General features: G+C 66.3%; 20 protein-coding genes. 8 read left to right on the forward strand and 12 right to left on the reverse strand.

The window, feature by feature from the left end; genetic code table 11:
• Position 1: 1 nt before the first annotated feature.
• Positions 2-385: a cell division protein SepF gene (locus AB0H84_RS16935; protein ID WP_345001363.1), complete on the reverse strand. Its 384-nt coding sequence runs from the start codon at positions 383-385 to the stop codon at positions 2-4.
• Positions 386-1,462: 1,077 nt separating this feature from the next.
• Between AB0H84_RS16935 and AB0H84_RS16940 the strand changes: the two genes are divergently transcribed.
• From AB0H84_RS16940 to AB0H84_RS16950, 3 genes are read left to right on the forward strand one after another with little or no spacing between them, the layout of a single operon-like run.
• Positions 1,463-1,966, forward strand: coding sequence for a hypothetical protein (locus AB0H84_RS16940; protein WP_357604211.1), 504 nt, complete (start codon positions 1,463-1,465; stop codon positions 1,964-1,966).
• The gene (locus AB0H84_RS16945) at positions 1,956-3,734 is read left to right on the forward strand and encodes a DUF4012 domain-containing protein (protein WP_357604213.1); all 1,779 of its coding nucleotides are present in this window, start codon (positions 1,956-1,958) and stop codon (positions 3,732-3,734) included. The genes AB0H84_RS16940 and AB0H84_RS16945 overlap by 11 nt, the downstream gene beginning before the upstream one ends.
• Before the next feature lie 53 nt (positions 3,735-3,787).
• Entirely contained in the window at positions 3,788-4,363 is a 576-nt protein-coding gene (locus AB0H84_RS16950; RefSeq protein ID WP_357604215.1) for a hypothetical protein, read from the forward strand.
• Here the strand turns inward: AB0H84_RS16950 and AB0H84_RS16955 are convergent.
• The 6 genes from AB0H84_RS16955 to AB0H84_RS16980 form a co-directional block, all read right to left on the reverse strand.
• A complete protein-coding gene (locus AB0H84_RS16955; RefSeq protein WP_357604217.1) occupies positions 4,341-5,738 on the reverse strand; it encodes a polysaccharide biosynthesis tyrosine autokinase in 1,398 nt (465 codons plus the stop codon). The two genes, AB0H84_RS16950 and AB0H84_RS16955, sit on opposite strands and share 23 nt — an antisense overlap.
• 4 nt (positions 5,739-5,742) lie before the next feature.
• The gene (locus AB0H84_RS16960) at positions 5,743-6,783 is read right to left on the reverse strand and encodes an MraY family glycosyltransferase (protein ID WP_357604219.1); all 1,041 of its coding nucleotides are present in this window, start codon (positions 6,781-6,783) and stop codon (positions 5,743-5,745) included.
• Positions 6,780-7,769, reverse strand: coding sequence for a GDP-mannose 4,6-dehydratase (locus tag AB0H84_RS16965; protein WP_357604221.1), 990 nt, complete (start codon positions 7,767-7,769; stop codon positions 6,780-6,782). The genes AB0H84_RS16960 and AB0H84_RS16965 overlap by 4 nt, the downstream gene beginning before the upstream one ends.
• A 46-nt stretch (positions 7,770-7,815) precedes the next feature.
• Complete coding sequence (locus AB0H84_RS16970) at positions 7,816-8,769, reverse strand: NAD-dependent epimerase/dehydratase family protein (protein ID WP_357604224.1); 954 nt, start codon at positions 8,767-8,769, stop codon at positions 7,816-7,818.
• Positions 8,766-9,923, reverse strand: a complete 1,158-nt coding sequence (locus tag AB0H84_RS16975; RefSeq protein WP_357604226.1) for a glycosyltransferase — start codon at positions 9,921-9,923, stop codon at positions 8,766-8,768. Before AB0H84_RS16975 ends, AB0H84_RS16970 begins: the two co-directional genes overlap by 4 nt.
• Before the next feature lie 222 nt (positions 9,924-10,145).
• Entirely contained in the window at positions 10,146-11,318 is a 1,173-nt protein-coding gene (locus AB0H84_RS16980; RefSeq protein WP_357604228.1) for a glycosyltransferase, read from the reverse strand.
• A 369-nt stretch (positions 11,319-11,687) separates the two neighbouring features.
• Between AB0H84_RS16980 and AB0H84_RS16985 the strand changes: the two genes are divergently transcribed.
• The 3 genes from AB0H84_RS16985 (at position 11,688) to AB0H84_RS16995 (ending at position 14,728) form a co-directional block, all read left to right on the forward strand.
• The gene (locus AB0H84_RS16985) at positions 11,688-12,953 is read left to right on the forward strand and encodes a hypothetical protein (protein ID WP_357604230.1); all 1,266 of its coding nucleotides are present in this window, start codon (positions 11,688-11,690) and stop codon (positions 12,951-12,953) included.
• Between the two features lie 138 nt (positions 12,954-13,091).
• On the forward strand, positions 13,092-13,940 hold the full coding sequence (locus tag AB0H84_RS16990) for a polysaccharide deacetylase family protein (protein WP_357604232.1): 849 nt from the start codon (positions 13,092-13,094) through the stop codon (positions 13,938-13,940).
• Positions 13,937-14,728 (forward strand): formyl transferase, encoded by a 792-nt coding sequence (locus AB0H84_RS16995; protein ID WP_357604234.1) that lies wholly within the window; start codon positions 13,937-13,939, stop codon positions 14,726-14,728. Before AB0H84_RS16990 ends, AB0H84_RS16995 begins: the two co-directional genes overlap by 4 nt.
• A 43-nt stretch (positions 14,729-14,771) precedes the next feature.
• Here AB0H84_RS16995 and AB0H84_RS17000 read toward each other — a convergent pair whose 3' ends face one another.
• The 3 genes from AB0H84_RS17000 to AB0H84_RS17010 form a co-directional block, all read right to left on the reverse strand.
• Entirely contained in the window at positions 14,772-15,938 is a 1,167-nt protein-coding gene (locus AB0H84_RS17000) for a polysaccharide biosynthesis C-terminal domain-containing protein (RefSeq protein WP_357604236.1), read from the reverse strand.
• Between the two features lie 65 nt (positions 15,939-16,003).
• Positions 16,004-17,893: an asparagine synthase (glutamine-hydrolyzing) gene (gene asnB, locus AB0H84_RS17005; protein WP_357604238.1), complete on the reverse strand. Its 1,890-nt coding sequence runs from the start codon at positions 17,891-17,893 to the stop codon at positions 16,004-16,006.
• A 61-nt stretch (positions 17,894-17,954) separates the two neighbouring features.
• Positions 17,955-19,112 carry a glycosyltransferase gene (locus tag AB0H84_RS17010; protein WP_357604240.1) on the reverse strand — a complete coding sequence of 386 codons (1,158 nt, stop codon included), beginning with the start codon at positions 19,110-19,112 and terminating at the stop codon, positions 17,955-17,957.
• A 321-nt stretch (positions 19,113-19,433) separates the two neighbouring features.
• On the opposite strand from AB0H84_RS17010, the gene AB0H84_RS17015 reads away from it, so the two are divergent.
• The gene (locus tag AB0H84_RS17015) at positions 19,434-20,468 is read left to right on the forward strand and encodes an NAD-dependent epimerase/dehydratase family protein (protein ID WP_357604242.1); all 1,035 of its coding nucleotides are present in this window, start codon (positions 19,434-19,436) and stop codon (positions 20,466-20,468) included.
• On the opposite strand, the gene AB0H84_RS17020 is transcribed toward AB0H84_RS17015, so the two are convergent.
• Positions 20,456-21,733: a UDP-glucose/GDP-mannose dehydrogenase family protein gene (locus tag AB0H84_RS17020; protein WP_357604289.1), complete on the reverse strand. Its 1,278-nt coding sequence runs from the start codon at positions 21,731-21,733 to the stop codon at positions 20,456-20,458. The two genes, AB0H84_RS17015 and AB0H84_RS17020, sit on opposite strands and share 13 nt — an antisense overlap.
• 266 nt (positions 21,734-21,999) lie before the next feature.
• Positions 22,000-22,890 (reverse strand): glycosyltransferase family A protein, encoded by an 891-nt coding sequence (locus tag AB0H84_RS17025; protein WP_357604244.1) that lies wholly within the window; start codon positions 22,888-22,890, stop codon positions 22,000-22,002.
• A gap of 634 nt (positions 22,891-23,524) precedes the next feature.
• Here AB0H84_RS17025 and AB0H84_RS17030 point away from each other — a divergent pair.
• Complete coding sequence (locus AB0H84_RS17030) at positions 23,525-24,397, forward strand: FkbM family methyltransferase (protein WP_357604246.1); 873 nt, start codon at positions 23,525-23,527, stop codon at positions 24,395-24,397.
• The last annotated feature ends 31 nt before the right edge of the window (positions 24,398-24,428 follow it).

Raw genomic sequence — 24,428 nt, forward strand, 5'->3', positions numbered from 1 at the left:
CTCAGGTGGTCTCGATCTCCACGTGCGCGGGCGCGAGCAGGAAGACGCGGTCGGCGATGCGCTCGATCCGCCCCTCGCACCCATAGGCCAGGCCGGCGGCGAAGTCGACCATCCTCGTCGCCTCAGGCATCGCCATGCCCGAGACGTCCATGATCACCGTCTGGCCTTCACGGAAGTGCTGACCGATCAACGGCGCGTCGTTGTACTTGAGCGGCTGGATCATCACGATGCGCGAGGCGTCGACGTTCGCGCGCCACCGCCGGGCGGCCCGCTCGGTCGCGGGGACATACTCGTCCTCGTAGCCGTCGTCGTCGTCATAACCCTCGTCGTAGTGATCGACCCCGCTCAGGCCAAGGTAGCTCACCACCTTGCGTACTGCCCCCATCGGCTTGTCCTTTCTTCAGGAACTCACCGTAATCGGCACGTCCCTACTCATTGGACGGTAACCGACGATTCCGCATTCGCCACGCGACACGCCCAGCCCTAATTCCATTTTGTACGGCTTGCAGCCCGCTTGCAGCTGGATATCCGACCCCCAGGATGGCGCTGGTCGGTGCGCCTGTTCACTGTGGGTGTCTTCACAGACACAGCTTTCCACGCCTATCCCACCGGTGTCTGCCCCCTGGACTCTCGAGTTACTGACCGTTGGACGGGGACCGTAGCAGCCGCGTCCGACATCTTCCGGACCGCCGCCCGGCTCGGCGATCCGGCACCAAGACATACCCAGCTCACGCGCTTTATGCCACGGACGCGACCGCGAGCCCGCTCGAATTCCGGCGGCAGGTGGCTGGCCCGCCATGAATCGCCTGGTGGACGGCGGAATTCAGCGGCCAGGACGGTGCGTGCCGCTCATCCGGAGAAAGCACTCGGGCAGGCTCGAAAAAGTCGCCTTGACCTGCTGTTGGAGCTCCGAATGAGCAGAAAAGGCCCCCCGGGGGGCGCCCGCGAGCCGCGCCGCGAACCCCGCACCGGACGGAGCGACTCGATGGCACGGAGACGGTCCGGCGCGACGGCGGACGCAGCCGGCCCCGCCCACGTCACCTCGACGGCGACCGCGCCCCCTTCGACGAGGTGCGCGATAGGCCCTTTTTGGGCGAAATTTCCACTCTTTTCTGAGGGTGGCAGGAAATCGTCGTACTCACGGCATAAAGGGCCTGCCGAGTGTGCGGGCGAATCGAATGGCGGCACCCGGCAGCGCGCGCCCGACCGATGAGGATCCACGGCCCGCGCCGCCGCACCCGATCGGCGTTCTCCCTGGTCAGAGCCCACGTCAAAGGGCCTAAGCGGCGAGATCGGTTCCGATCGTCAAAGTACGGAGAACCTTCAGTGACCATTTGGCAAGAAACGTACGGGGGAAGGAGTATCCATGGGCTCACCGCATATAACCGTTCCGTAGCGAACATGTCGCCAGCATTCCGGGCGAAATGTTCGCTTGGCCGAGGAACCGTTACGGGAGACCGAAATGCCAGACAAGATCACAAAACCAGTATTGGTCGCGGCAGTGCTCGGGGGCGGACTCGCGTTGGGGAGCGCCGGACTGGCGTTCGCGACCGCGACGCCGATCGACCAGGTGTATCCGATGGGCGCACCCACCACGACGATCTCACCTACCACAACCATCTCGCCGACCACCACCACGGCGTACCCGCCTACGCCCACCGCCACCAAGACAGAGGTGGAGGAGATCGAGATCGACCCGCGGGAGACGGAGTTCGAGAGCGACCGTGACGAGGACGATGACGCGCTGTTCAACCGCAACCAGTCGTTCGTGGACGTCGAGGTCGATGACCGCGGTGCGCGTGACTTCCACCACAACTTCCGCAGTCCCGAGGAGCACGGCGAGGAGCTGCCGTTCACCGGCGCGCCCCTGTCGACTTTGGCCGCGGCGGGCGCGGGCCTGCTGATCATCGGAGCCGCGGGCACGATCATCGCCGTACGGCGTCGCCGCGCTGCCGGTGCCAAGTAAGAAGCGCCGGCGCGTCGTCACAGGTCTGCTCTGCTCCTCGGCAGGCCTCGCGCTGGCCACGAGTTGGTCGGCGTACCTCGGCCTGAGCGTGCGGGATCACCTGCAGGCGACCAGGGACGCGCTGGTCCGGCTCCGCATGAGTGACCCGGCCGGATCGGCCGCGGCGCTCGCGAACGCGAAACGGCGTGCGGAAGAGGCACGCCGGCTCACCAGCGGCCTGGACTGGTCGTTGCTCACCCACGCTCCCGTGGTGGGAGAGGGCGCGACGACCATCCGCGGGCTGGCCGAGACGGCGGCGGAGCTGACGAGTGCCCTGACGGGCGCCCAGCAGGCCGGCGCGGGGCTGATGACGGCCAAGGGGGTCTCCATGGGCGACATGGGGTCCCTGCTGGCCGGTCTGGAAGCCGCTGCGCCGGCCCTGCGTGCCGCCTCCGACCGCATCGATCGGACGTGGTCCCGCCTGGCGGCCACCCCTGGCGACACCGGCTCGGACCAGATCGACCAGGCCCGTGCCGCCGCTCTGGACGAAGTCGAACGCCTGAGCGGCTGGATCGGCGCCGCCGACCACGCCGCCGCCCTGCTGCCCCCGATGTTGGGCGGACATGGCACACGCCGCTACTTCCTGGCCTTCCAGACCAACGCCGAAGCACGCGGAACCGGAGGGCTGGTCGGCGCGTTCGGCATTCTGAAGGCCGGCCAGGGCCGCATCAGCATCGAACGGCTCTCCCCCAACTACGATCTGGAGTCCGGCTCGGCCCAGGTCGCGGATCACGGCACGGACTTCAGCGCACGCTACGGACCCAGCGCGGTCTCCCTGCTGTCCAATTCCAATCTCTCCCCGCACTTCCCGTACGCGGCGGAGACCTGGACGGCGCTGTGGCGTCGGCAGACCGGCCGGGAGCTGGACGGCGCGATCGCGACCGATCCGGTCGGCCTGTCCTACCTGCTGAAGCTGATCGGTCCCGTCAAACTGCCCACCGGCGAGACGGTGACCGCGGACAACGTGGTCTTTCTCACCGAGGGAGCGGCCTACGCCCGCTACGCCGACCCGCTCGACCGCAAGAGGTTCCTCATCACGGTCGCCGTCGCGGTGAGCGAAGCGCTGACCAGAGAGCATCTGGATTTCATGGCGGCGCTCCCTACCTTGTCGAAACTCCTGAACGAGCGGAGGATCCAGGTCTGGAGCCGCAGGGACGCCGAACAGGAACGCCTGGAGGCGACCCCGCTCGGCGGCGTGCTGCCGAGCGAGCCCGGGCCGTTCGCCGGGCTCGTGATCAACAACTCCGCCGGCACCAAGCTCGACTACTACCTGGACCGCTCGCTCCACTATGAGCTGGACGCCTGCCGCACCGACGGGCGGCGGGTCACGAGGGCGCGGATCCGGCTCGGCAATGACGTGCCGCGCAGGAAGCTGCCCTCGTACGTCACCGACCGGCTCGACACCTCGAAACCCCGCCCGGTCGGGTCCAATCTGGTGTGGGTGTCGTTCTACGGCGCGGTCGGCGCCAAGCTGCAGGCCGTGCACATCGACGGGAAGCCCGCCCCGGTCATCCAGGAAGTCGAGCGGTCCCACCCCGTCTACTCCACCGTCCTGCAGTTCGCTCCAAGGCAGACCCGGACGTTGGAGTTCGTCATGCTGGAACCCACCTCGGCCACGCCGCCGGTGGTGCCCGTGCAGCCGCTGGCCCGCCCGCAGCAGACGAGAGTCATGGAGAACCGCGGGCCCTGCGTCCCGGTGGTTCGTGACACCGAGGGCCAGAAGAGGTAAAGCCCGGTGCGCCGTCACAGGCCACCGGGCCTGCTCCTCCTATCGTCACGCCCATGACGTCAGGGGAGGCCCGCTTTCACATCCTGTTCGTGTGCACGGGCAACATGTGCCGCTCTCCGCTGGCCGAGCGGCTGACCCGGTCGGTCCTCGGCCCGCCGTTCCTGGTGACGAGCGCGGGCACCCACGCCGAGCCCGGCGTGGCGATGGCCGAGAGGGCCCGGCAGGTCCTGATACGTCTCGGCGGTGATCCGACCGGGTTCGTCTCGCAGCCGCTGACCGCGAAGCTGCTGGCCGGCGCCGATCTGGTGCTGACCGCCGCCAGGGAGCATCGGGCGCAGGCGGTGACGACGCACCTGCAGGCCGCGCCCCGCGTCTTTACGATGGTCGAGTTCGGCGCCCTCGCCGCGGCGGCGGAGCGCGAGGAGATCACGCGTCACCGGGATGCCGTACGGCGCGCACACGCGCTGGTCGAGCAGGCGCAGGCACTGCGTGGCCTGGTCAAGGTGGACCGACCGGACATCCCCGATCCCATGGGCCGCTGGAGCTGGGCGCACAAGGCGGCGGGACGGAGAATCGCCAAGGCACTCTCCGTCCCGCTGGAACTGCTCACACAGCCGTCGTCGTCATGACGCTGTCCTTGGCCTCTTCCTTGGCCGGCTCCGACTCGTAATATCCATAGCCGTATCCGTAGCCCCCGTACTTGCCGGCCTTGGCCGGGACGAAGTTGAGCACGGTGCCGACGATCCTGGCCTTGACGGACCTCAGCTGCTCCATGGCCCGCTGGATGTGCTCCTGCCGCGTCTTGCCGTACTTGGCGACGAGCAGCACGCCGTCGCAGACCGCCGCAAGAGTGGCGGCGTCGGTGACGGGCAGCAGCGGCGGCGCATCGATGATCACGATGTCATACTTGTCGGTGAGCTGGTCGAGCAGCTGGCGCATCATGCGGGAGCCGAGCAGCTCGCTCGGGTTAGGCGGGATCTGGCCGCTGGGCAGCAGGGAGAGCCGCGGCTCGCCCCACGTCTGGATCACCTCGCCCAGCATGGCCTTGCCGATGAGCACGTCCGTCAGACCGACCGCGCCCTCGATCCCGAAGTAGTCGGGAAGGCGCGGACGGCGCAGGTCGGCGTCCACGAGCAGCACTCGCCAGCCCGCCTGCGTGAGTGTGATGGCAAGGTTGGAGCAGGTCGAGGACTTGCCCTCGTTCGGCAGGCAGCTGGTGATCACCAGCGACTTGGGCTGCTTGTCGATCCCGATGAACTGCAGGTTGGTACGGAGCGAGCGGAACGCCTCGGCTCTGCTCGACCGCCCGTGCGGCCGCAGGATCAGCGGGTGACGTCGGGCCGCGCGCTCGTAGCCGATGATGCCCAGCGTGGAGGTGTCCGAATGGTGCTGCAGCTCATCGGGGCTCTTGATCGTGGTGTCCAGCCGGTCGCGCAGGATGAGTGAGCTGAACGCGACGACCAGCGCGATCAGTATGGCGACCAGGATGTTCACCATGGGCATGGGGCTGACGGGCTCCTTGGGGACCTCTGCCTGGTCCACGATGGTGACCTTGACCGTCGGCCGGCTGGTGGGCGTCGGCCGCTCGATTTGGTCGACGAGGAGCGCGAACTTGGCTCCCAGGGCGTTGGCCAGGGAGGCGGCGCGCGCCGCGTTCTGGTCGCTGACCGTCGCGCGTAGCAGCACCGTTCCCGGCACGACCTCCGCGGCGATGTTCTGCTGCAGGCGCGGAACGTCCTCAGGCGTCGTGATCTGGCTGACCATGCTCCTGCTCGTGAGCAGGTTGGCGTAGGACTGCGCGCCTTGCGACAGGGTGCCCACCTGGTAGGCGGTCGAGAAGGCGCCCCGCTTGTCGTAGCTGGAGAACAGCATGGTGATCGTCGCCACGTACTTGGGCGGCATGTTGGAGGTCACGACAAGCGCGGCGCCCACCGAGATGATCAGCGACAGCAGGATGAGCGCCCAGTTCTTACGTGCCAGCCGTATGGAGTAGAGCAGGTCCAACTGGTCATCGCCGCCTTTCGCGGATACGTGGAGGGTTCTCGAGTGAACGGCGTGGCGGATAGACGTGCACGCCTTGCAGCAGGCACACGCAGGTGATCGCGGTCCCGCCCGCGACCAGCGCCGCGGTGAGCGGCGACACCCGCCCCAGGATCATCGCCATGCACAACGCGCAGGTCAGCGCGGCGACAACGCTCAGCACGACCGCCACCACGCGCGCGTTCAAGCCCAGTTTGCGTAGCCGGTGCGACACGTGGTCGGTGCCACCCATCAGCGGCGGCCGGCCCGCCCGCATCCGGGACAGGACGACCACCCCGGTGTCGACCGTCGCCACGAAGGTGCACAGGAGCAGTCCTCCCGCCACTGCGCCGGGGCCCGGTCCGGCCATCAGGACGACCGCGGAGCAGGTGAGCGCGAAACCGATGAACAGCGATCCCGAATCCCCCATGAACATTTTCGCGGGCGGCCAGTTGTGCACGAGGAAGCCGAGAGCGGCGCCGGAGAGCACCGCCAGGAAGACTCCCATGGTCGGCCGGCCCTGCAGCAGCGCCATGGCAGCCAGGAAGGCGGCGGTGACGGTGGTGACAGCTCCTAGCGAAGCGTCCATGTTGTCCAGCAGGTTGAAGGAGTTGGTGATCAGGACGATCCAGATCACCGTGATCGGGATATCCGGCCATCCCCCTGTCACGGTGAGCCTGATTCCTGAGAGCACGACGGCGGTAGTCACCACCGTCTCCACCACCAGTCTGGTGACGGCCGGCAGCGACCCGACGTCGTCGATGAGCCCGAGCGCGGCCACCGCCGTGCCGCCCAGCAGGATCGCGATGAGCCGCCAGTCGGCGAGGCCCGTGGCGGCGGCCGTGATCAGGACCGTGGCCACCAGGATCGCGATACCGCCCAGGTACGGGACCGGCCGGGCGTGCGACTTGTGCCCGCCGGGTCGGTCCGTCAGGCCCCATCTCAACGCGAGTCGCTTCAACGGGATGGCCGCCGAGGCGCTCAGCAGGCAGGCGGCTGCGCCGGCGGCCCACGTCACCGTTCCGCTCACCGCATGGCCGCCGCGAACTCCTCGCGGGCCTCCTGGACGATATCGGTGAGGATGTCGTCGAGAGTGTGTCGTGGAGCCCAGCCGGTGAGCTTGCGGATCTTGGTGGTGTCCGGGACCCTGCGGGTCATGTCCTCGAAGCCCTCCTTGTAGGCCTCGTGATAAGGGATCAGTTCGATCCCTGACGTGGAGCCCGTGCGCTCGACGATCAGCTTGGCCAGCTCCAGAATGCTCACCTCGTCGCTCGCGCCGATGTTGAAGGTCTGCCCGATCGCCACCTCGTCGTCAAGGAGCCGGGTCAGGCCATCGACCACGTCCGCGACGTGCGCGAAGCAACGGGTCTGCGTGCCGTCGCCGAAGACGGTGAGCGGTTCGCCGGCCAGGGCCTGCCGTACCAGGCGGGGAATCACCATGCCGTAGGCCGGGCTCTGCCGCGGCCCCACGGTGTTGAAGAGCCGCACGATGATCGCCGGCAGGCCGCGCTCCTTGTGGTAGGCGTTGGCCAGGATCTCGTCCACGGACTTGGCGGTGCTGTAGGCCCAGCGGACAACGGCGGTGCTGCCGAGGATGCGGTCGGCGTCCTCCTGGAGCGGCCCGGTGGAGTTCTTGCCGTAGACCTCGCTCGTGCTGGCGACCAGGATCTTCTTCCGGTACCGGTGCGCCGCCTCGATGACGATCTCCGAACCGCGGATGTTGGTCGTCAGCGATCTGAGTGGCTGGTCGACGATCAGCTTGACGCCAACGGCCGCAGCGAGATGGACGACGACGTCGCATTGGTGGACGAGCTCGTCCACGATCAGCTCGTCAAGGATGGAGCCTTGGACGAAGCGCATGTTGGGATGCGGCCGGAGGTTGGCGAGCCTTCCGGTCGAGAGGTTGTCGAGAATGACGACGGAGTCACCGCGGGCGATCAAGGCGTCGGTCAGGTGGGATCCGACGAATCCGCTGCCGCCCGTAATGAGATATGTGGCGTGCGATGCTCTACTCACAGGGTTCCCTCGCTAATGCGTTCTGTGGCCGGAGATGGCGGCGGACTCAGGCGGGTACGCCGGCGGTCGCGTTCATTGCCGTCTCGAACCAGGCCACCGTCTGGCGGAGCCCGTCCTCGATCGACATCGGATGCACGCCCGGGAACAGCTCCTTGAGCAGGTGGGGGGAGGCCTGGGACTCGCGGATGTCACCGGGCCGCGGCGGAAGGAATTCGGTCTCGACGGGCTTGCCGAGCACCGAGGCGAGGACGTCCTTCAGCTCAAGCAGGGACATGCGGGTGCCGAACGCGAGATTGACCGGCTTCCTGCTGGTCACGCGCCGGGTGACGGCGTCGCAGACGGCCTCCGTGACCGTTCCCACGTAGGTGAAGTCGCGTACCTGGAGCCCGTCACCGTAGATCGGCACCGGGCCGCCTGCCAGCGCCTTGGACACGAACGACGGGATGACGGCCGCATAGGCGTGGTCGGCCGGTTGGAGCGGTCCATAGACGTTGAAGAAGCGGAACGGCAGGACAGGCAGGCCGAAGCTGGCGGCGTACGCCAGCGCGTACCCTTCTGTGGCGAGCTTGCTGACGCCGTACGGGCTGAGCGGCCTGGTCGGCAGGTCCTCGTGCTTGAACGGCTCCGCGTAGTCGCCGTAGACGGATGACGACGATGCGAGGATCACATGAGGCTTCCCCGCCCGGCACGCCTCCAGGACACGCAGGGTGCCCGTGGCGTTGACGTCGTGCGTGGCCATCGGATCCGCCAGCGACTTCGGCACCGACGGCCGCGCCGCGAGGTGCACGACCGTCGTGGCGTCCGCGACGACGTCGGCCAGCAGATCGGCGTCCAGGATGCTGCCGCGGACGAACTTCACCGCGACGCCGTCGAGGTTGGCGAGGTCTCCGCTGCTCAGGTCGTCCAGCACCGTGACGTTCTCGATCTCGGGCCGCGCGGCAAGCGCCCGGCAGAGGTTCGCGCCGATGAAGCCGGCCCCGCCAGTTACGAGTACATTCACCTGTTGATCCCTCCTGTGGTGACACGACGATCCCGGCGCGGTTCGACCAGTGATCGATATAGGGCCTCTGTGTCCGCGACCAGGCGGTCCACGTCGAACGAGGCGGTTGACCAGTGGCGCGCGGCCTCGCCCATCCGGCGCGCGAGCAGGGGGTCTGTGAGGAGTTGTACGGTGTGCTCCGCCAGTTCGGCGGGATCCGTGGAGGCGAGCAGTCCGGTGCGCCCGCTCTGGACGACCTCGGCGACGCTGCCGACGCGGGTGGCGACCACGGGAATGCCGGCCATCTGCGCCTCGATCAGCGTGAGGGGCATGCCTTCGTTGTCCGAAGTCAGCAGGAGCACGTCGGCCGCGGCATAGACTGTCTCCACGTCGTTGCGCCAGCCGACCAGGTGGAAAGCCTGCCGTACCGGCGCGATGTCCTGCTCGACCTGCGCGAGGAGGTCGCCGCCGCCGCAGATGACGAAGCGGCACTCCGGCACTCGCGCGAGGATCCTGTTGGCCGTGGCAACGAACCGGTCGGGCCGCTTGATCTGGGTGAGCCGGCCGACGAACGTCACCACGGGCGCGTCCGGCGGGAGGCCGAGAGCCTGGCGGGCGGTCGCGCGGTCCGGCAGTGAACCCAACCGGACGCCAGGATGGATCACGACATACTGCTCAGGGCGCCCGATCCTGGCGCGGAGCAGATCGTCGCGGACCGCGGATCCCTCGGTCACCAGGCGGTCCGCCATACTCGCCAGAAGGCGCTCGGAGCGCACATAAATCTCGCGTTTCGCGCCGTTGAAATAGCCATTGAGCAGGTGGCCGTGAAAAACGTGCACCCGAGCGGATCCAACACCCGCCAACTTCGCGGCCACCCGCCCCAACGCGCCTGCTTTGGCCGTACGCGTGTGCACGATGTGCGGACGGAAGGAGCGCATCGCGGAGATCAACCGGATGAGAGCGCGGCCGTCGTCGAGAGGCCTGACGGAACGGCCGAGTCCGGGAACACGCTGAACCTGCAGGCTGGAACACTTCAGCTCGAGGTGGTCGCCCTCGTCCTCGTCGACGTGGCCGGTGTAGAGGCGGTGGACGAATTCTGCCTTGTTCAGCCGTTCGGAGAGTCCCAGCACCTCGGTAGCGACACCACCGACATTCATCCTGGCGATGATCTCCATGACGCGAATCCGACTGTCCGGCTTCATGTGGCTCCTCGGTGATGGACATGGCTCACGTACGCGAAGCTAACTAGGGAATCAGCCAATTCCACTCACGCCGTCACGGTGGGTTGTGAAATGTTTTCTCGCTCCCTACCTGGACATGATCGTCGGTAGTCGCGGCTTACCTTTCCCAAGACCTGTGGCAGGGCCGGACGGAATGAATGCGCAAGGGTGAAGTAATCAGTGGGCAATAACCCGTGGCCGCGATCTGGCGTATCGACCTTCCAGGAGGCGACGGTAGAGCTCGACATGGGCCTCCACCATGGAAGCCACATCGAGATGCTTGACGGCCCAAGCGCGGGCGACGGCGCCGAAGTGAGCAGCGAGCTCCGGATCACGCAGGAGACCGGAAATGCCCTGGCCAAGAGCCACGGGATCCGCCGGGGCCACGAGCACGCCCCGGTCCTCAAGGAGTTCCGGCGTCCCGCCGACGGCCGTGGCGACGATGGGGCGGCCCTGAGCCATCGCCTCCATGACGGCATTGCTCAGCGCTTCCGAGGTCGACGGGAGGACGACGATGTCGGCGCGGGCCAGCCAGGCTCTGGGGTCCTTGACGGGTCCCGCGAACCGCACGTCGATGTCCAGGCTGCTCGCGTGTTCCTTGACCCTGTTCTCTTCCGGGCCATCGCCGACGAGCACCAGCGTGCAGGGCGTGCCCTGCCTGGAGAGCAGGGCGGCGGCGTCGAGCAGGAAAGCGTGCCCTTTTTCCGGGCGCATGCGGGCCAGGCACACCACCACGGGCAGGTCGGTCTCGATGGCCTCCGGTTCGACGGAATCGAACGCCGAGTCCGGCATTCCATTATAAATGACGCTGATCTTGTGCGACGGAATGCCGAAGGCGGTCCTGGCGTCGTCGGCTACGGCGACCGCATTGCCGACCACGTGATTCGTGATCGGCGTCAGCGCGCCTCCGAGCGCCAACCGCCAATGCGGCGAACGTCTGCCATGTCCGACGTCACTCAGCACGCGAAAACCGGCGATCATGACGGGAACCCTGGCCAGCAGCGCGGCCAGCGCCCCGACCAGATTGCTCGCCATGAGGAACGCGTGCAGCACGTCGGGCCGGAGCCTGCGCAACAGCGCGACCATGCGGACGAAGGCTCGTAGCGTCTTGAGCGCCGCGGCCGGACCTGACGGCCGCCGGGAGAAGCCGAGGTGGTGAACGCCTATGCCGGCTGCGCGCAGGGCCGGCTCATGAACGCCGCCCTCGAACAGGACGAGCACGTCAACGACAAAGCCCCTGTTGTGCAGTTCTCGCGCCAGGAGTGACAGTTGCGTCTCGGTGCCGCCGAAACCTATCTGGCCGATCAGGAGCGCGATACGCCGAGGACCGGATTCCTTTTCTGACTGCACTGCGGGACCTTTCGTTGAATCACTTAATCAGCTCGGGAGAAAGGCGGATTCCGCCGCCGGCTCAACCGGCCCTGCCGCGTACGGTGTCATCGGGGAGCACGTCGTCCGGCCGATGGGCGCGGCCCACTTCCGCGAAGCTATCCAGCGAATCGGTCAGTTCCGCCCACGCCGTCGCGGGGAGTGGTGAAATGTTTTCCCGTGGCCTACCTGGAGATGATCGTCGGGCGTCACCAGGAAGCGACCTGGTCGAAAAGAGTTCACAAAGCGGAGTGATACAGCGGGCCATGCCGGTCTGCGGAAAGCGCTATGGAGCGACCCTCGGCGTTAGCGTCGTCGTTGCCGTGTTACTTGTGCCAGAAGGTCGCTCTCATGGAATATGTCATCGTCGCCGCCGCAGCTGTGACGCTCGTTCTGCTGGTCAAAGCGAACCTGGACGTGGTGACGGCGAGGCGCGTGTTGCCGGCTCTGCTCGCCGCCTTCGCGGTGCGGCTGATCGTCCATACCCTGGTGCTTCGCGCGGGCCTCATCGACTACGGCGGCGACAACCTGGACTACGAGGCCCTGTCCATGCAGATCGCGAACCACTGGCGGATCGACGGTGTCTCGTTCATCACGTCCGACGACATGGCTCTGCTTCGTTCCGTCGCCGTGCCCTGCAATGTCTTCGCCATGATTGTCTATCTGTGCGGCGGGCCCGCGCCGTTGGCCTGTACAGCCGTCGTGGCACTCCTCGCCTGCGCCCTCTGCGTTGTCGTCTACAGGTTCGCCAGGCTGGTGGGAGCCGACGAGCGTGCGGCGTTTCGGCTCCTGCTTCTGACCGCCTTCATGCCCGCGTTCCTCCTGCACACCTCGGACACGTACAAGGACGGGTTCAACGCCTTCCTCGTGGTTTCCTGCGTCGGCATCGCCACGTCCCTCGCCACGGGTTTCAAAATGAGCAGGCTCCTGTGGGTGGCACCGTTGCTGTGGTGCCTCTGGTACGTGCGTCCCTACATGGTCTTCATGTGCGCCATACCGTTGCTCTTCGGACTGACGATCTCCCGGTCGAACATGTCCATTCGCAAGCTCTCCGCCTTCAGCGCGCTGCTTGCCGTGGCCGTGCTCTTCGTCGGCGACGTCCTCGGCGACACGCCCCTCGAGCAGATGCAGCACCAGCTGGACGGCGGCCAGTCGGAGGTCGTCCGCCGGGCCAACGCCTACGGAGGGTCCGGGGTCACCTTCCACGACGGCGGCGATCCCTGGAGCGCGCTCGGGACGAAGCTGGTCTATACGGTCCTGTCGCCGTTCCCGTGGACACCGGGCAGCCTCGCGCTGCAGCTGGGCAAGATCGACGTGGCCATCTGGTATTTCCTGCTCTTCCACGCGGCACGCGGTGCCTCCCGGCTCTGGCGCCATAGCCGCAGGGCGCTTCTGGTGCTCCTGCTCTTCATCGTGCCCGGCACCATCGCCTACGCCACGACCATGGCCAACATGGGGCTGATCTTCCGCCAGCGCATCCCCATCGTCCTCGCCACCAGTGTGCTGTCCGCGGTGGCGTGGAGCCGGATTCCTCGAGAGCGGTCGCAGGTCCTCGCCTCCGAGGCGGAGGATGCCGCCGCATCCGCGAGGATTCCCCTCAGCCGGTCCAGCATGTGAACCGGACCGTCGGCATGCGCATGTGCATGGCAATTACTTAACCAAATGCACGCGCGAATCAGGCCGAGGCTCGTCGATCCCGGAATGGCAGCTTGATAGCCTCGCCACATGCCCGGAATATGCATAATCTCCATCGACATGGAACTCGCGTGGGGAACGAATGCAGAAGACCTGCCCGCGCTGGCGCGAATTTTTGACGAAGAACCACAGGTCATACGGCGGATAATCGACCTTTTCGACATCTACCGAATCCCCGCCACCTGGGCCGTGGTGGGCCGGCTGCTCCTGCCGAACGGACATGGCCGAACACCCGAGCGCTGGTACAGCGCGCCGTACCTGCTGGACTGGCTGGGCGGCGCGCGGGCCGGCCACGAGATCGGCACGCACACCTTCTCGCACGTCTACGCACACGACAGGGCGACCACGCGCGAGGTGTGGAAGGAGGAGCTTCGGGCCGCCGCGGAGGTGAGCGAGCAGTTCGGCATTCTCATGCGCTCGATCGTCTACCCACGCAACCAGATTGCCTATCTCGATCTACTCCCGAGTTTCGGGATAATCGCCTACCGGGGCCTCGAGCAGAACTGGTACGGACATCGACTCGGCGCGTTGCATTTCCTGGATCGCGCCGCGGGCACTCCCGCGCCGACCTACGCTCCGCGCACGCTGCTTGCGGGCGACCGCCTGGTCAACCTGCCGGCTTCGCAATTTCTCATCGGCAGCAACGGGCCGCGAAGACTCATCCCCCACTCGTCACGGATCAGGCAGGCCCGGCTCGGCCTCGATCGGGCGGTCCGCCGCGGGGAGATCTACCATCTGTGGTTCCACCCCTTCAACCTGGGCGGGGACCCCAGGATGCTCGACACGTTCGAGCGCATCCTGCGTCACGTCTCCCTGCGCCGTGACAGGGAAGATCTGGCCGTCATGACCATGGCGCAGGCCGCCGATCATGTCCTCGCCGGCGCCGGCCTGCCGGGAGAGCACCAGTGAGCGGGCTCGTCATCCTGGCAACCCGGAGCGAGACGTCGTATCTGCTGATCAACCACCTGGCGGCGCGGTTCGACGTGTCGATGGTCGTTTTCGAGAGGCCGCGGCAGAGCAAGATGCTGCGGCACCGGCTGCGGAAGCTGGGTCCCCGCGCCGTCGCCGCCCAGCTGGCCTTCCTCGGCTACGACCGGTTGGTGATCAAGCCACGCTCGCGGGCCCGCAATGCGGCGCTGCTCGCCGGGCACGACTGCCGTCCGCCCGACAGCAAGATCGACGTGCTTGACGTGGATTCGGTGAACAGTGCGGAAGTAGCCGAGGTGCTGCGCGAAAAGCGGCCCGGCGCGGTCGTCGTCTCGGGGACGGGCATCATCGCGCGGCGCATCCTTGCGTGCGCGCCCGCCTTCGTCAACATCCATGTCGGGATCACGCCACGCTACCGAGGCGTGCACGGTGGTTTCTGGGCGGTGTACGAGGGACGGCCCGATCTCGTCGGCACCACGATCCACTTGGTCGATCCCGGCGTGGACACCGGTGAGGTGCTGGCGCAGGCCACCATCGCCGTCGATCCGTTCACGGACACCTACCGCACGCTGCCCGTGAAGCAGTACCTGGGCGCTCTCGACTCCATGGCGAGGGCTGTGCGGGAGGTCCTGGACGGCCGCGCGCGACCCTTCCAGCGCACGGATCTCGAGAGCAAGCAGTGGTATTCCCCGACACCGTCCGAGTACCTGCGCTTCCTGCGCGAGATGAGAAGGCTGCGGCAACCGGAGCAGCAAGCTGCGGCACTGTGACATCTGCCGTGATCGCGGCGTCCTGGCCGTCGCGGCGCCGGCGTCAGGAAGTCCCGCGCGTCCGACGGAACCACACGAACTCGGTGAGCGCCAGCAGACCGTAGGACAGGGTCGACGATACGGCGGCGCCGGGCGCTCCCCAGCGGGGGATCAGATAGAGGTTGAGCGCGACATTGAAGATGAGCGCCCCCGTGCAGATTCCGGCCATCGCCAAGGGACGGCGGAGCCGGACCAGATACTGCTCTGTCAGCCTCACCATGGACAGCGCGACCACTCCCGGAGCCAGCAGCAAGAGGGAGGTGACGCTTTTCGCGTACGAGTCGCCGTACACGAAGGGAACCAGGATGGGAGACGCGGCGGCGAGCAACCCCACGCAGGCGGAGGATGACAGGAGCGTGACCCAGAGCGCTCGGGCGGTGGCGGATTTGGAGCCCGCCGGGTCGTCGCCGGCCTGCCGTGGAAGCACCACCATGGTTATGGCGTCCGCGGGAACATAGGCGAGCGCGAGCACGCTGGCCGCCACGGTGTAGAGCCCCGTTTCCGACGGCGAGACCATGGCGTTGAGCAGCAGGACATCACACGTGATCAGCAGGTGCACCGCGATCGGGCCACCGTGATAGCGGGCGGACAAGCCGAGCTGGCGCAGCGCGAGTCCTCGATCGGCATGAGCGAGGCGCGGGCGAAGCGCACGAACGTACAGGAACAGCGGAGCCGCGGTGAACACCCACCACAGAGCGACCACGGCGGCGATGTGCACGTGACCGACCCCGGCCAGCAGTGCCACCCCCACGCACTGGATCGCGGCCGAGGTGAGGTTGCTCCGGTTCACCAGGTTCACCTGGCCCTGGAGGAGAAGGATGCCTCGCAGGTTACTGATGACGACGCCCAAGGGCACCACCGTCACTGCCGCCGTGACCAGAGCCGGCGCACCCGGCAGGATGATCGGACTCAGGGCAAGAGCCCCGATCATGGCCACGGAACCCGAGAGCAGGCCGAGAAGAAGGCCGTTCGCCGCAAGAACCCGGTTCAGCAGGCCTTCCTTCCAGAAGGCGATCTGCGAGTACGGCACAGAGAGATGGCCGATAATGATCGCGGTCATCCCCGTGGTGGTGATCACGGCGTAGACGCCACGGCCTTCCGGCTCGAGCGCTCGAGCGAGGACCACGCCGGTGGCCATGCCCAGGACCAGCCGGAGCACCTGGGTGGCCATGGTCAAGGCGACCTTCGCCTTGTCGGAGGCTCGTGATGAGGTGGCAGGTGAGAGATGCGAAGAGATCACGGCGCGGAGCACGTGGCCGCCGTGTGCTCATGGGCCCGATGCCACAGTTCGAACTGGAGGAGCGCCCAGATCCTGCCGCTGTGGGAGGCGCCCTTCTGGTGGCTCTCGAGCAGCTGACGAACGGCTTCGGGCCGGAAGTAGCCCCTGGTTCTCGCTGTGTGATCCGTAAGGGTGTCGAAGGCCAGCTCGCGCAGTTCGCCCCGGAGCCACGCCGCGAGTGGGATGCCGAAGCCCTGTTTCGGCCGGGTGACGAGCTCGTCCGGCAGCCACGATGCGACAGCTCGCCGGAAGATCCGTTTGGTTTCGCCTCCCCGGACCTTGAGGTCGACAGGAAGTCCGGCGGCCCACTCCATGAGCTCGTGGTCGAGCAGTGGCGAGCGCGCTTCGAGCGAGTGAGCCATCGTCGTGGTGTCGACCTTCACGAGGAGGTCCCCGGGAAGGTAGGTGTTGACGTCGACGTCCAGGATGCGGGCCAGATCGGTGCCGGCCTTCGAGGACAGGTAAGCGTCGTCGAGCAGGGTGTGGCTGTCGATCTCGCGCAGCCGCGAGCGGAGTGACTCGCTGTAAAGCCAGGTCTTCTGCTCGGAAGTGAAGGATGACATGAGCTGTGCGTGTCGCCGGGGTGTGGGCAGGCTCAGGTATTGCAGTGCTCTTCCTGCCCGCCGTCGCAGGAGCTGCGAGTGGCGCCGGGCAAGCCTGGCACCTAGCCGGGCCAGCACGGGCGCAACGGAGGGCGGAGCCGTGGGAATCCTCACGGACCGAGCGGCGAGGACGTACCGCCGGTAGCCGCCGAAACACTCGTCGCCGCCGTCACCGTTGAGCACGACCGTCACGTGCTCGCGGCTGAGCTGGGCGACGTAGAAGCTGGGGATGGCGCTGTAGTCGGCGAACGGCTCGTCGAAGTGCCAGGCGAGACGTGGAAGCATGTCGAGGAGATCGGGCGAGACCACGAATTCGTGATGGTCGGTGCCGTAATGTTTGGCGAGCGATCGAGCGTAGCCGCGCTCGTCGAAGCGGGGGTCCTCGAAGCCGATGCTGAAGGTTTTGATGCGCTCGCTGGTCTGCATGGCCATGGCGGCCACCACGGCGGACGAGTCGATCCCGCCGGAGAGGAACGCGCCGAGCGGGCGCTCGCTGACCATCCGGATCCTGGTCGCCTCCAGCAGCAGTTCGCGAAGGCGCTCCTCCTCCGCCCGCTCGTCGGCGACGGGGCGCGGGGTGGAGTCCAGCTGCCAGTAACGGCGCACCTCCGCGGTGCCTCCTTCCCACACGAGCAGGTGGCCGGGAGCGAGCTTGCGGACGCCTTCCGTGATCGACCAGGGCGCCGGGACATACTGGTACGTGAGGTAGTGGTGCAGGGCGACCAGATTGACGTCACGGGGCACTGCGGGATCGAGCAGGAGGGACTTCAGTTCCGACGCGAACCGGATCGACGAGTGATCCGCATGCCAGTAAAGGGGCTTCTTCCCGACGCGGTCACGGGCGAGGAGCAGTCGCTGCCGGGGACGATCCCAGATCGCGAAGGCGAACATCCCCCTGAGCCGGTGCACGAGATCGTCACCGTACTCCTCGTAGAGGTGCACCAGGCACTCCGAGTCACCCGACGACGACAGGCGATGCCCCCGCGACAAGAGTTCCCGGCGCAACTCCGGGAAGTTGTAGATCTCGCCGTTGAAGACGGCGACCACAGTGCCGTCCTCGTTCGAGACGGGCTGCTGTCCGCCGTCAACGTCGATGATCGCCAAGCGTCGCATGCCCAGTGCGGCGGCGGGCTCCACGTGATAGCCCTCGCCGTCCGGCCCACGATGGGTGATGACCTCGCACATCTCCCGCACCAGCTCGGGGTTGACGCCTGCGGAGGAGACGACACCCGCTATACCGCACATCAAGCCTCCAGAAATCGTCGGGACATGGCGACTCACCACTTAACGGATCATGCATGAGATGTTACGCTCGGCGACCATCCCCAGCCCTTCGTCGCAGTCGCGTGTCCGCGAGCCGCCGATACAGTTCGATGTGCTGATCGACCATGGCATCGACGTCGAGGTTCTTGCGCGCCCAGGCGCGGGCGGCGCGTCCCAGCGCCGCCGCGAGGTCCGGGTCGTCGACCACCCGGGCGATGCCGTCGGCCAAGGCGCCAGCATCACGGGCCGGCACCAGGACACCGCGGTCTTCCAGCAGTTCCGGTGTGCCGCCTACCGCGGTGGCGACGATCGGCCGCCCCATGGCCATCGCCTCCATGACGGCGTTGCTCATGCCTTCCCACAGCGAAGGAAGAACCACCACGTCAGCACGGGCCAGAAACGGTTGGACATCCGAGCGTTCCCCAAGGAATCGAGCGTCCACGCCCGACTCGCGCGCCAGCTCACTCAAGCAGCGACGTTCCGGGCCCTCACCGATGAGCACGAACGTGCACGGCCGGCTGCGCCGCCGCAACAATGCAGCAGCCTCGAGCAGGAAACTGTGCCCCTTCTGGGACGTCAGGCTCGCCACGCACAGCACCACAGGCAGATCGGTGTCGACGACCTGCGGCTCGGCCGCATCGAACGCGCGGGGCCGGAGACCGTTGTAGATCACACTCAGTTTGTGCGCTGGGCTCTTCAGGACGGTTCGCGCGTCCTCGGCCACGGCGACGGCATTCGCCACAACATGATCGGCCATCCAGCCCGCTGCTCGCTCGAGCGCGAGCACACTCCGCCGCCGTGGCTCACCAGAGTTGCGCCAGCCGGCGACCATGACCGGAACGCCGGCCAGCCGAGCCGCGGGGGCCCCTAGAAGGCGGCACTCGAAGAGGTATGCGTGCAGAACCTGAGGGCGGACGTTCCGCAGGATGCGGACGAGGCGCGCGAAACCCCGCAAGCATCGCAGCAGATCAGGCGCTCCGTTGGCCCTGCGGGCAAAACCAAGACGATGCACCTTGATCCCGGCGTCACGGAGGGTCCTTTCATGCGGTCCCCCCTTGGACATGAGCACCACGTGGACCTCGATGCCCCTGGCATGCAGGCCCTGAGCAAGCAGGACTATCTGCGTCTCGGCGCCGCCCCGTCCCAACTGCCCGATGAGAAGTGTGACACGGCGGAGAACCGAACGGTCTTGTTTCGGCATGACTCAGCCTTTCGACCTGTTGCTCTCATCATGAAATCAGCACCAGAAATAGCGGCGCCGGCTCCGCCACCTGAACAGGATGAACCGGGAATCTCCCGGAGGACCGGGAACGGCAAGCCGAAAACGAGCGATCTTGCCGAAATAATTAAGGTGAGTTGACGGTGCCTGTTCCGGTGACGCGCATTCCTGGAGATTGCCGTCCGAGCGTCTCGCGACACGCCTCCGCGAGAAAGCCGGCTACGCTCATTCTCGGCGCGACTGCCTGGCAGAGTATCAGCAGGCCCCCCGACAAGAGATTCTCGGGACAGTGGAGGGAATTCCATGACGCGCGCGACGGCCGCCTCTGTAGACGTTTCGAAGACAGCGCCGGGGAAACGCATTGTGGTTACGGGGGCCGCCGGATTCATCGGTTCACACATCACGAGGACGCTGCTGGACGCCGGCCATCAGGTGGTGGGAATCGATCATTGCCAGGGGCACCCGGCCGAGATCACCGAGCGGAACCTCCAGCCCAACATGGACAGTGAGCTCTTCTCCTTGATTCGCGGTGATCTCGCCGACATATCTCTGGAGCCGCAACTCGAGGGAGCCGACACCGTCTTTCACGTCGCCGCTCGGCCCGGGGTTCGCTCGTCATGGGGGGCGGAGTTCTCCAGCTATGCGACGAGCAACATCGTCGCCACCCACCTCCTGATGGAAGCGGCTGCCCGTTCCGGGGTCCGCCGTGTCGTGGTGTCGTCCTCGTCGAGCGTGTACGGTGGTGCGCCCGATGGCGCGGTCACCGAAGAAGACCTGCCCACTCCCCTGTCGCCGTACGGGGTGACGAAGCTCGCAGCGGAGCAGCTGGCCCTCGCCCACGCCAGATGCACACCATCGGGGCCGACGGTCGTGGCCCTGCGCTACTTCACGGTCTATGGTCCCAGGCAACGCGGTGACATGCTGATAAGCAGGCTGATCGAATCGGCGCTGTCCGGCAAACCCTTCACGGTTCTGGGCGATGGGAAGCAGCGAAGGGACCTGACGTTCGTAGCGGACATCGTGCGGGCCAACCTGCTGGCCATGGAGGCGGATGCCGAGGCCGAGGTGTTGAACATCGGCACAGGTGTCACGACATCGGTGCTCGAGGTGGCCGACCTCGTCGGGGACATCGTCGGCCGGCCGGTATCCCTCAATTTCGCGCAGGCACAGGTCGGTGAGGCGCGGGAAACGCATGCCGACGTCTCTCACGCGAAGGACCTGATCGGCTATCAACCCACCATCGACTTGCGTACCGGGTTGGCGAGGCAGGTGGAGTCAGCCATTCGAAGCAGAGCGGCTGTCATGTCGGCGACTTCGAACGGCCCTCAGGCTCGGTAGGTCCAGCCCGCTGAACGCCAGCGCTCTGGGGTGAGGGCATTGCGCCCGTCCAGCATGTTCCGGCAGCGCACGACGCCGCTGAGCTGGACGGGATCAATGTCCGCGAAGTCGGTCCACTCCGTGAGCAGCATGATGACATCGGCATCCCGTGCGGCCATGAGGACCGTGTCGGCGTACTCGATCTCGGGATGCACTCGCCGCGCACTCTCCATGGCGACGGGGTCATGCACGACGACCCGCGCGCCCGCTTCATGAGCGGCGACCGCCACCGCGAGAGCGGGAGAGTCTCGAACGTCATCTGTGTTCGGCTTGAAGGCGGCGCCGAGAACGCAGACCCGCTTCTCCGCATAGGAGCCACCCAGAAGCTCCCGCCCGACGGCGAACGCGCGCTCCCTCCGGCTCGTGTTGACGACGTCGATCTGCCTGATGAGCGTCGCGACGTCGGCGAGGCCGAGATCTGCCGCACACGCGTACAGGGCTCGAATGTCCTTGGGCAGGCAGCCGCCGCCGAAACCGAGTCCAGGACCGAGAAAGTCGCGGCCGATCCGCACATCATGGCCGAGTGCCTCAGCGATCCGCAGGACGTCAGCGCCTGTCGCCTCGCATATCTGGGCTATGGCGTTGATGAACGAGATCTTCGTCGCGAGAAACGCGTTCGCCGAAACTTTGACCAGCTCGGCGGTGGCGTAATCGCCGACCACGACAGGACAGCCGTCCTCGATGATCGGCCGATAGACGGCCCGGAGCAGCCGCTCGGCCTGCGGCGACTCCACGCCGAAGACCAGGCGAGCAGGCTGGAGCGTGTCCTCGACCGCGCGTCCTTCGCGAAGGAACTCCGGGTTCCACGCCACCTCGACGCGGCCCGTGTGGCCGCGCACGAGGTCCGCCATGCGCCGCGCTGTTCCCACGGGCACCGTTGACCTGCCCACGATGACCGCCGGTTCGGTCAGCCGCCGCGCCAGCTCGGCGAACGCCGATTCGACCCATCGCAGATCCGCGTTGAACGAGCCGGCGAGCTGTGGTGTTCCGACGCATACGAAATGGACGTCGGCGCCGGCGATCTCGTCATAGCTGGTGGTGAAGCGTAGCCGGCCGGACTCCACGTTCTTGCGTAGCAATTCGCCGAGACCGGGCTCGTAGAAGGGGAGCTCGCACGCCGACAGAGCGGCGATCTTGTCCTCGTCGATGTCCAGGGCGATGACGTCGTGGCCGAGTTGAGCCATGCCCACGGCGTGGCTCGTGCCCAGATATCCACAGCCGATGATGCTTATACGGAGGCAGCCCGGCGATTCTGGGGATTGCGACGACGCGGCTCGGGCACTCGTTGCGATGTCCTGCTGCAAGGTATCTCCCTCTATCGATTCTTCGCCATGTCTGTCAGCCTCTTGAACAGCGGTCCCCGGCAGCGGTGCTGCCGGTGTTCTTGCCGCTCGTTCACCGAGGGTCGTGAGTTTGCCGTCCGGCCCGCAGGCGGAAGCCGATGCGAGCACGTCCCGGACCCTTCATACGGGGCCCGCCTGGGTCGCCGGCTTCAACGCGAGGAGCGCCGTACATCCCGTTGGTAGAGGAGCCACCCGAGCGGCATGCCGCCGAGAACCATAGCCTTGGAAATCGCGATGTCGAATTCCCGGGCGCGGGACCACACCGGCTCCTTCAGATGGAAACAGGCTCGCGAGTAGTGAACCGCGGCCCGGTAGAACGCCGCCGGCCGCGCGCGGAACCAGGCCATGTCGTCAGTCAGGGTGATGCCATGCTGCAGCTTCGCTCCGGAAGCTATCTCCGCGAAAGGCCGTCCGGTGATGCGGTTCGCCGCGGACGCCCGGCAGACGACAATGTCTTCGTTGACGTGGCGCGTCAGATATCTCTGCCCTATCCGCCTCCAGACCACACTTTCGGCGACATAGCCCGGAATTTCCGGAAACGGATGGGATCGAAGGATATCAGTTCTAAAAATTCCCGACTTATCCCCTTTAACCCCATACCGATATGCCATCTCTTGCCAGTTCGCGTCGATCGGATCGGCGGGAAATCTGGTTCCGATCAAACGGCCCGATTCGTCCACGCAGTGCCCCAGGAGCCCGATGACGCGCGGGTCGGAGAGGTCATGCCAGTGCTCGAGGAGCCGACGCAGGGCCCCAGGGCACATCAGATCGTCCGAGTCCACCTGGGCGATCACTTCGCCTTCGGCGACCGCGACCCCATGATTCAATGCCCAATGCTTACCCAGGTTGCGCTGGTGGCGATAGCGAATCGGAAACGGACTCTGCGCTTCGAGCTCCCGGACGACCTCCCCGGTGCCGTCCTCCGAACCATCATCGATGATCAGCCACTCCAGATCAACGTCCTGGGACATGAGACTTCGATACAGCTCCGGCAGGTAATCTGCCCGGTTGAAGCTGGGCGTGAGAACGGTTACACGCATGCACTGCTCCCGTCATCGGTCCTCAGAGCAATTGACTCCCGTCGAGACACCCCAGGCACAAGTGACACCGCCGGTCACGCTTGCCTCGAACACCATTCGAGGCTCCGAGCCTGTGTGCCGCTCGCTTCCTCGCACGGGCCGACATCCGGCCGGCAAGGGGCTGCAAGTTTTCCGAATGGTCCTGAAGAATTATCATCAGCGACCTTGCCCAGCAAGCTAACACCTCTCGGCCCAGATGCCCCGAAGGCACACCGTGCCAAGCGCAGGGCTTTCGGGCCGTAATATGCACCTTAAATAGCCGGGAACGATCTGAGAGGACGGTCGTAGCCATATTTGCACGAAAGTCCTGGCATATCGGGCCGACGTTCACGGATGCACACCACGCTGCTCTTCGCCCACCCCCGGCCCGCCATCCGGCGTGAGTTACGAGCCATCATCATGACCATCGCGCCATGTCCCGGCCTCCAGCCTCGACCAGCGTGAGCTCCGCATACACCCGCCAGGCGCCGCAGCGTACGTCGATCCTTTACTGAAGCCGCGTCCGCCGTTGACCGGCGAGCACGGTGTCCGGCCTTCTGGCTGGAGTATCTTCCTACGCAGAAACTCCTTTTCGTAATACAACCAGAGGAAATGTATGCTGTCGAAGCGGCTCCTTCTGGGAATGCGCCATCTTGTCCTCAGAGCGCCTGTTCAGCGGCTCGTACGCAAGGCCGCACTTCGCGGCCACATCCCCTCCACCGTTTGGCGAAGGCTGCATCCTTCCGGCATCTGGAAGATGCACGCACCCGATGGGACGCCATTCCTCTACCATTCCGTCTCCACCACCGATCTCCTGGCCAGGAGCATCGTATGGACCGATATGCGGGACTGGGAGCGGTCGACGCAGCGTTTGCTCTTCGACCTCGCCAGGGGCGTTGACGTCTTCGTCGACGTCGGGGCGTATTCAGGGATCTACTCGATTCTCGCCTGCATCGCGAACCCCCGGCTGAAAGTGGTGGCCTTCGAGCCGAATCCGGAGATGCTCCCGAGCCTGATGGCGAACATCGCCGCCAACGGTCTGGGCGACCGGGTGACCGTGGTGAACAAGGCACTGTCCTCTTCGTGCGGTCACGCCGAACTCAGCGTCCCTTCCGACAACAGCGCAGCGAGCCTGCTTCCCGTTGCGGCCGGCCAGGCCGTCGTCCGCATTGAGATGACCACCGGCGACCAGGCTCTCGAAGGCCTGCCGGTCGGTCTGGTCAAAATGGATGTGGAAGGTCTGGAGACGCGCGTGCTCGAGGGCATGTCGAACGTCATCGAACTGCACCAGCCACACATAATCGCCGAGTGCCTCAACCAGCGCACTCTGGACGAGGTCACCGAGATGGCCAGGAAATTCGGTTACGAATTCTTCTACCACGTGCGCGGCGGGCGCCTGGTTCCGGCCGGCGACGGCTATCAGCATCCGGGCGGGGATCACAATTTCCTGATAACCCCGCGTCCGCGCATCCCGGAAAGCAATGCATAAATCTCTTCAGTCGCGCGGCGACATCGAGCAC

This window comes from Nonomuraea sp. NPDC050786 (assembly GCF_040654115.1).
Classification (GTDB): domain Bacteria; phylum Actinomycetota; class Actinomycetes; order Streptosporangiales; family Streptosporangiaceae; genus Nonomuraea.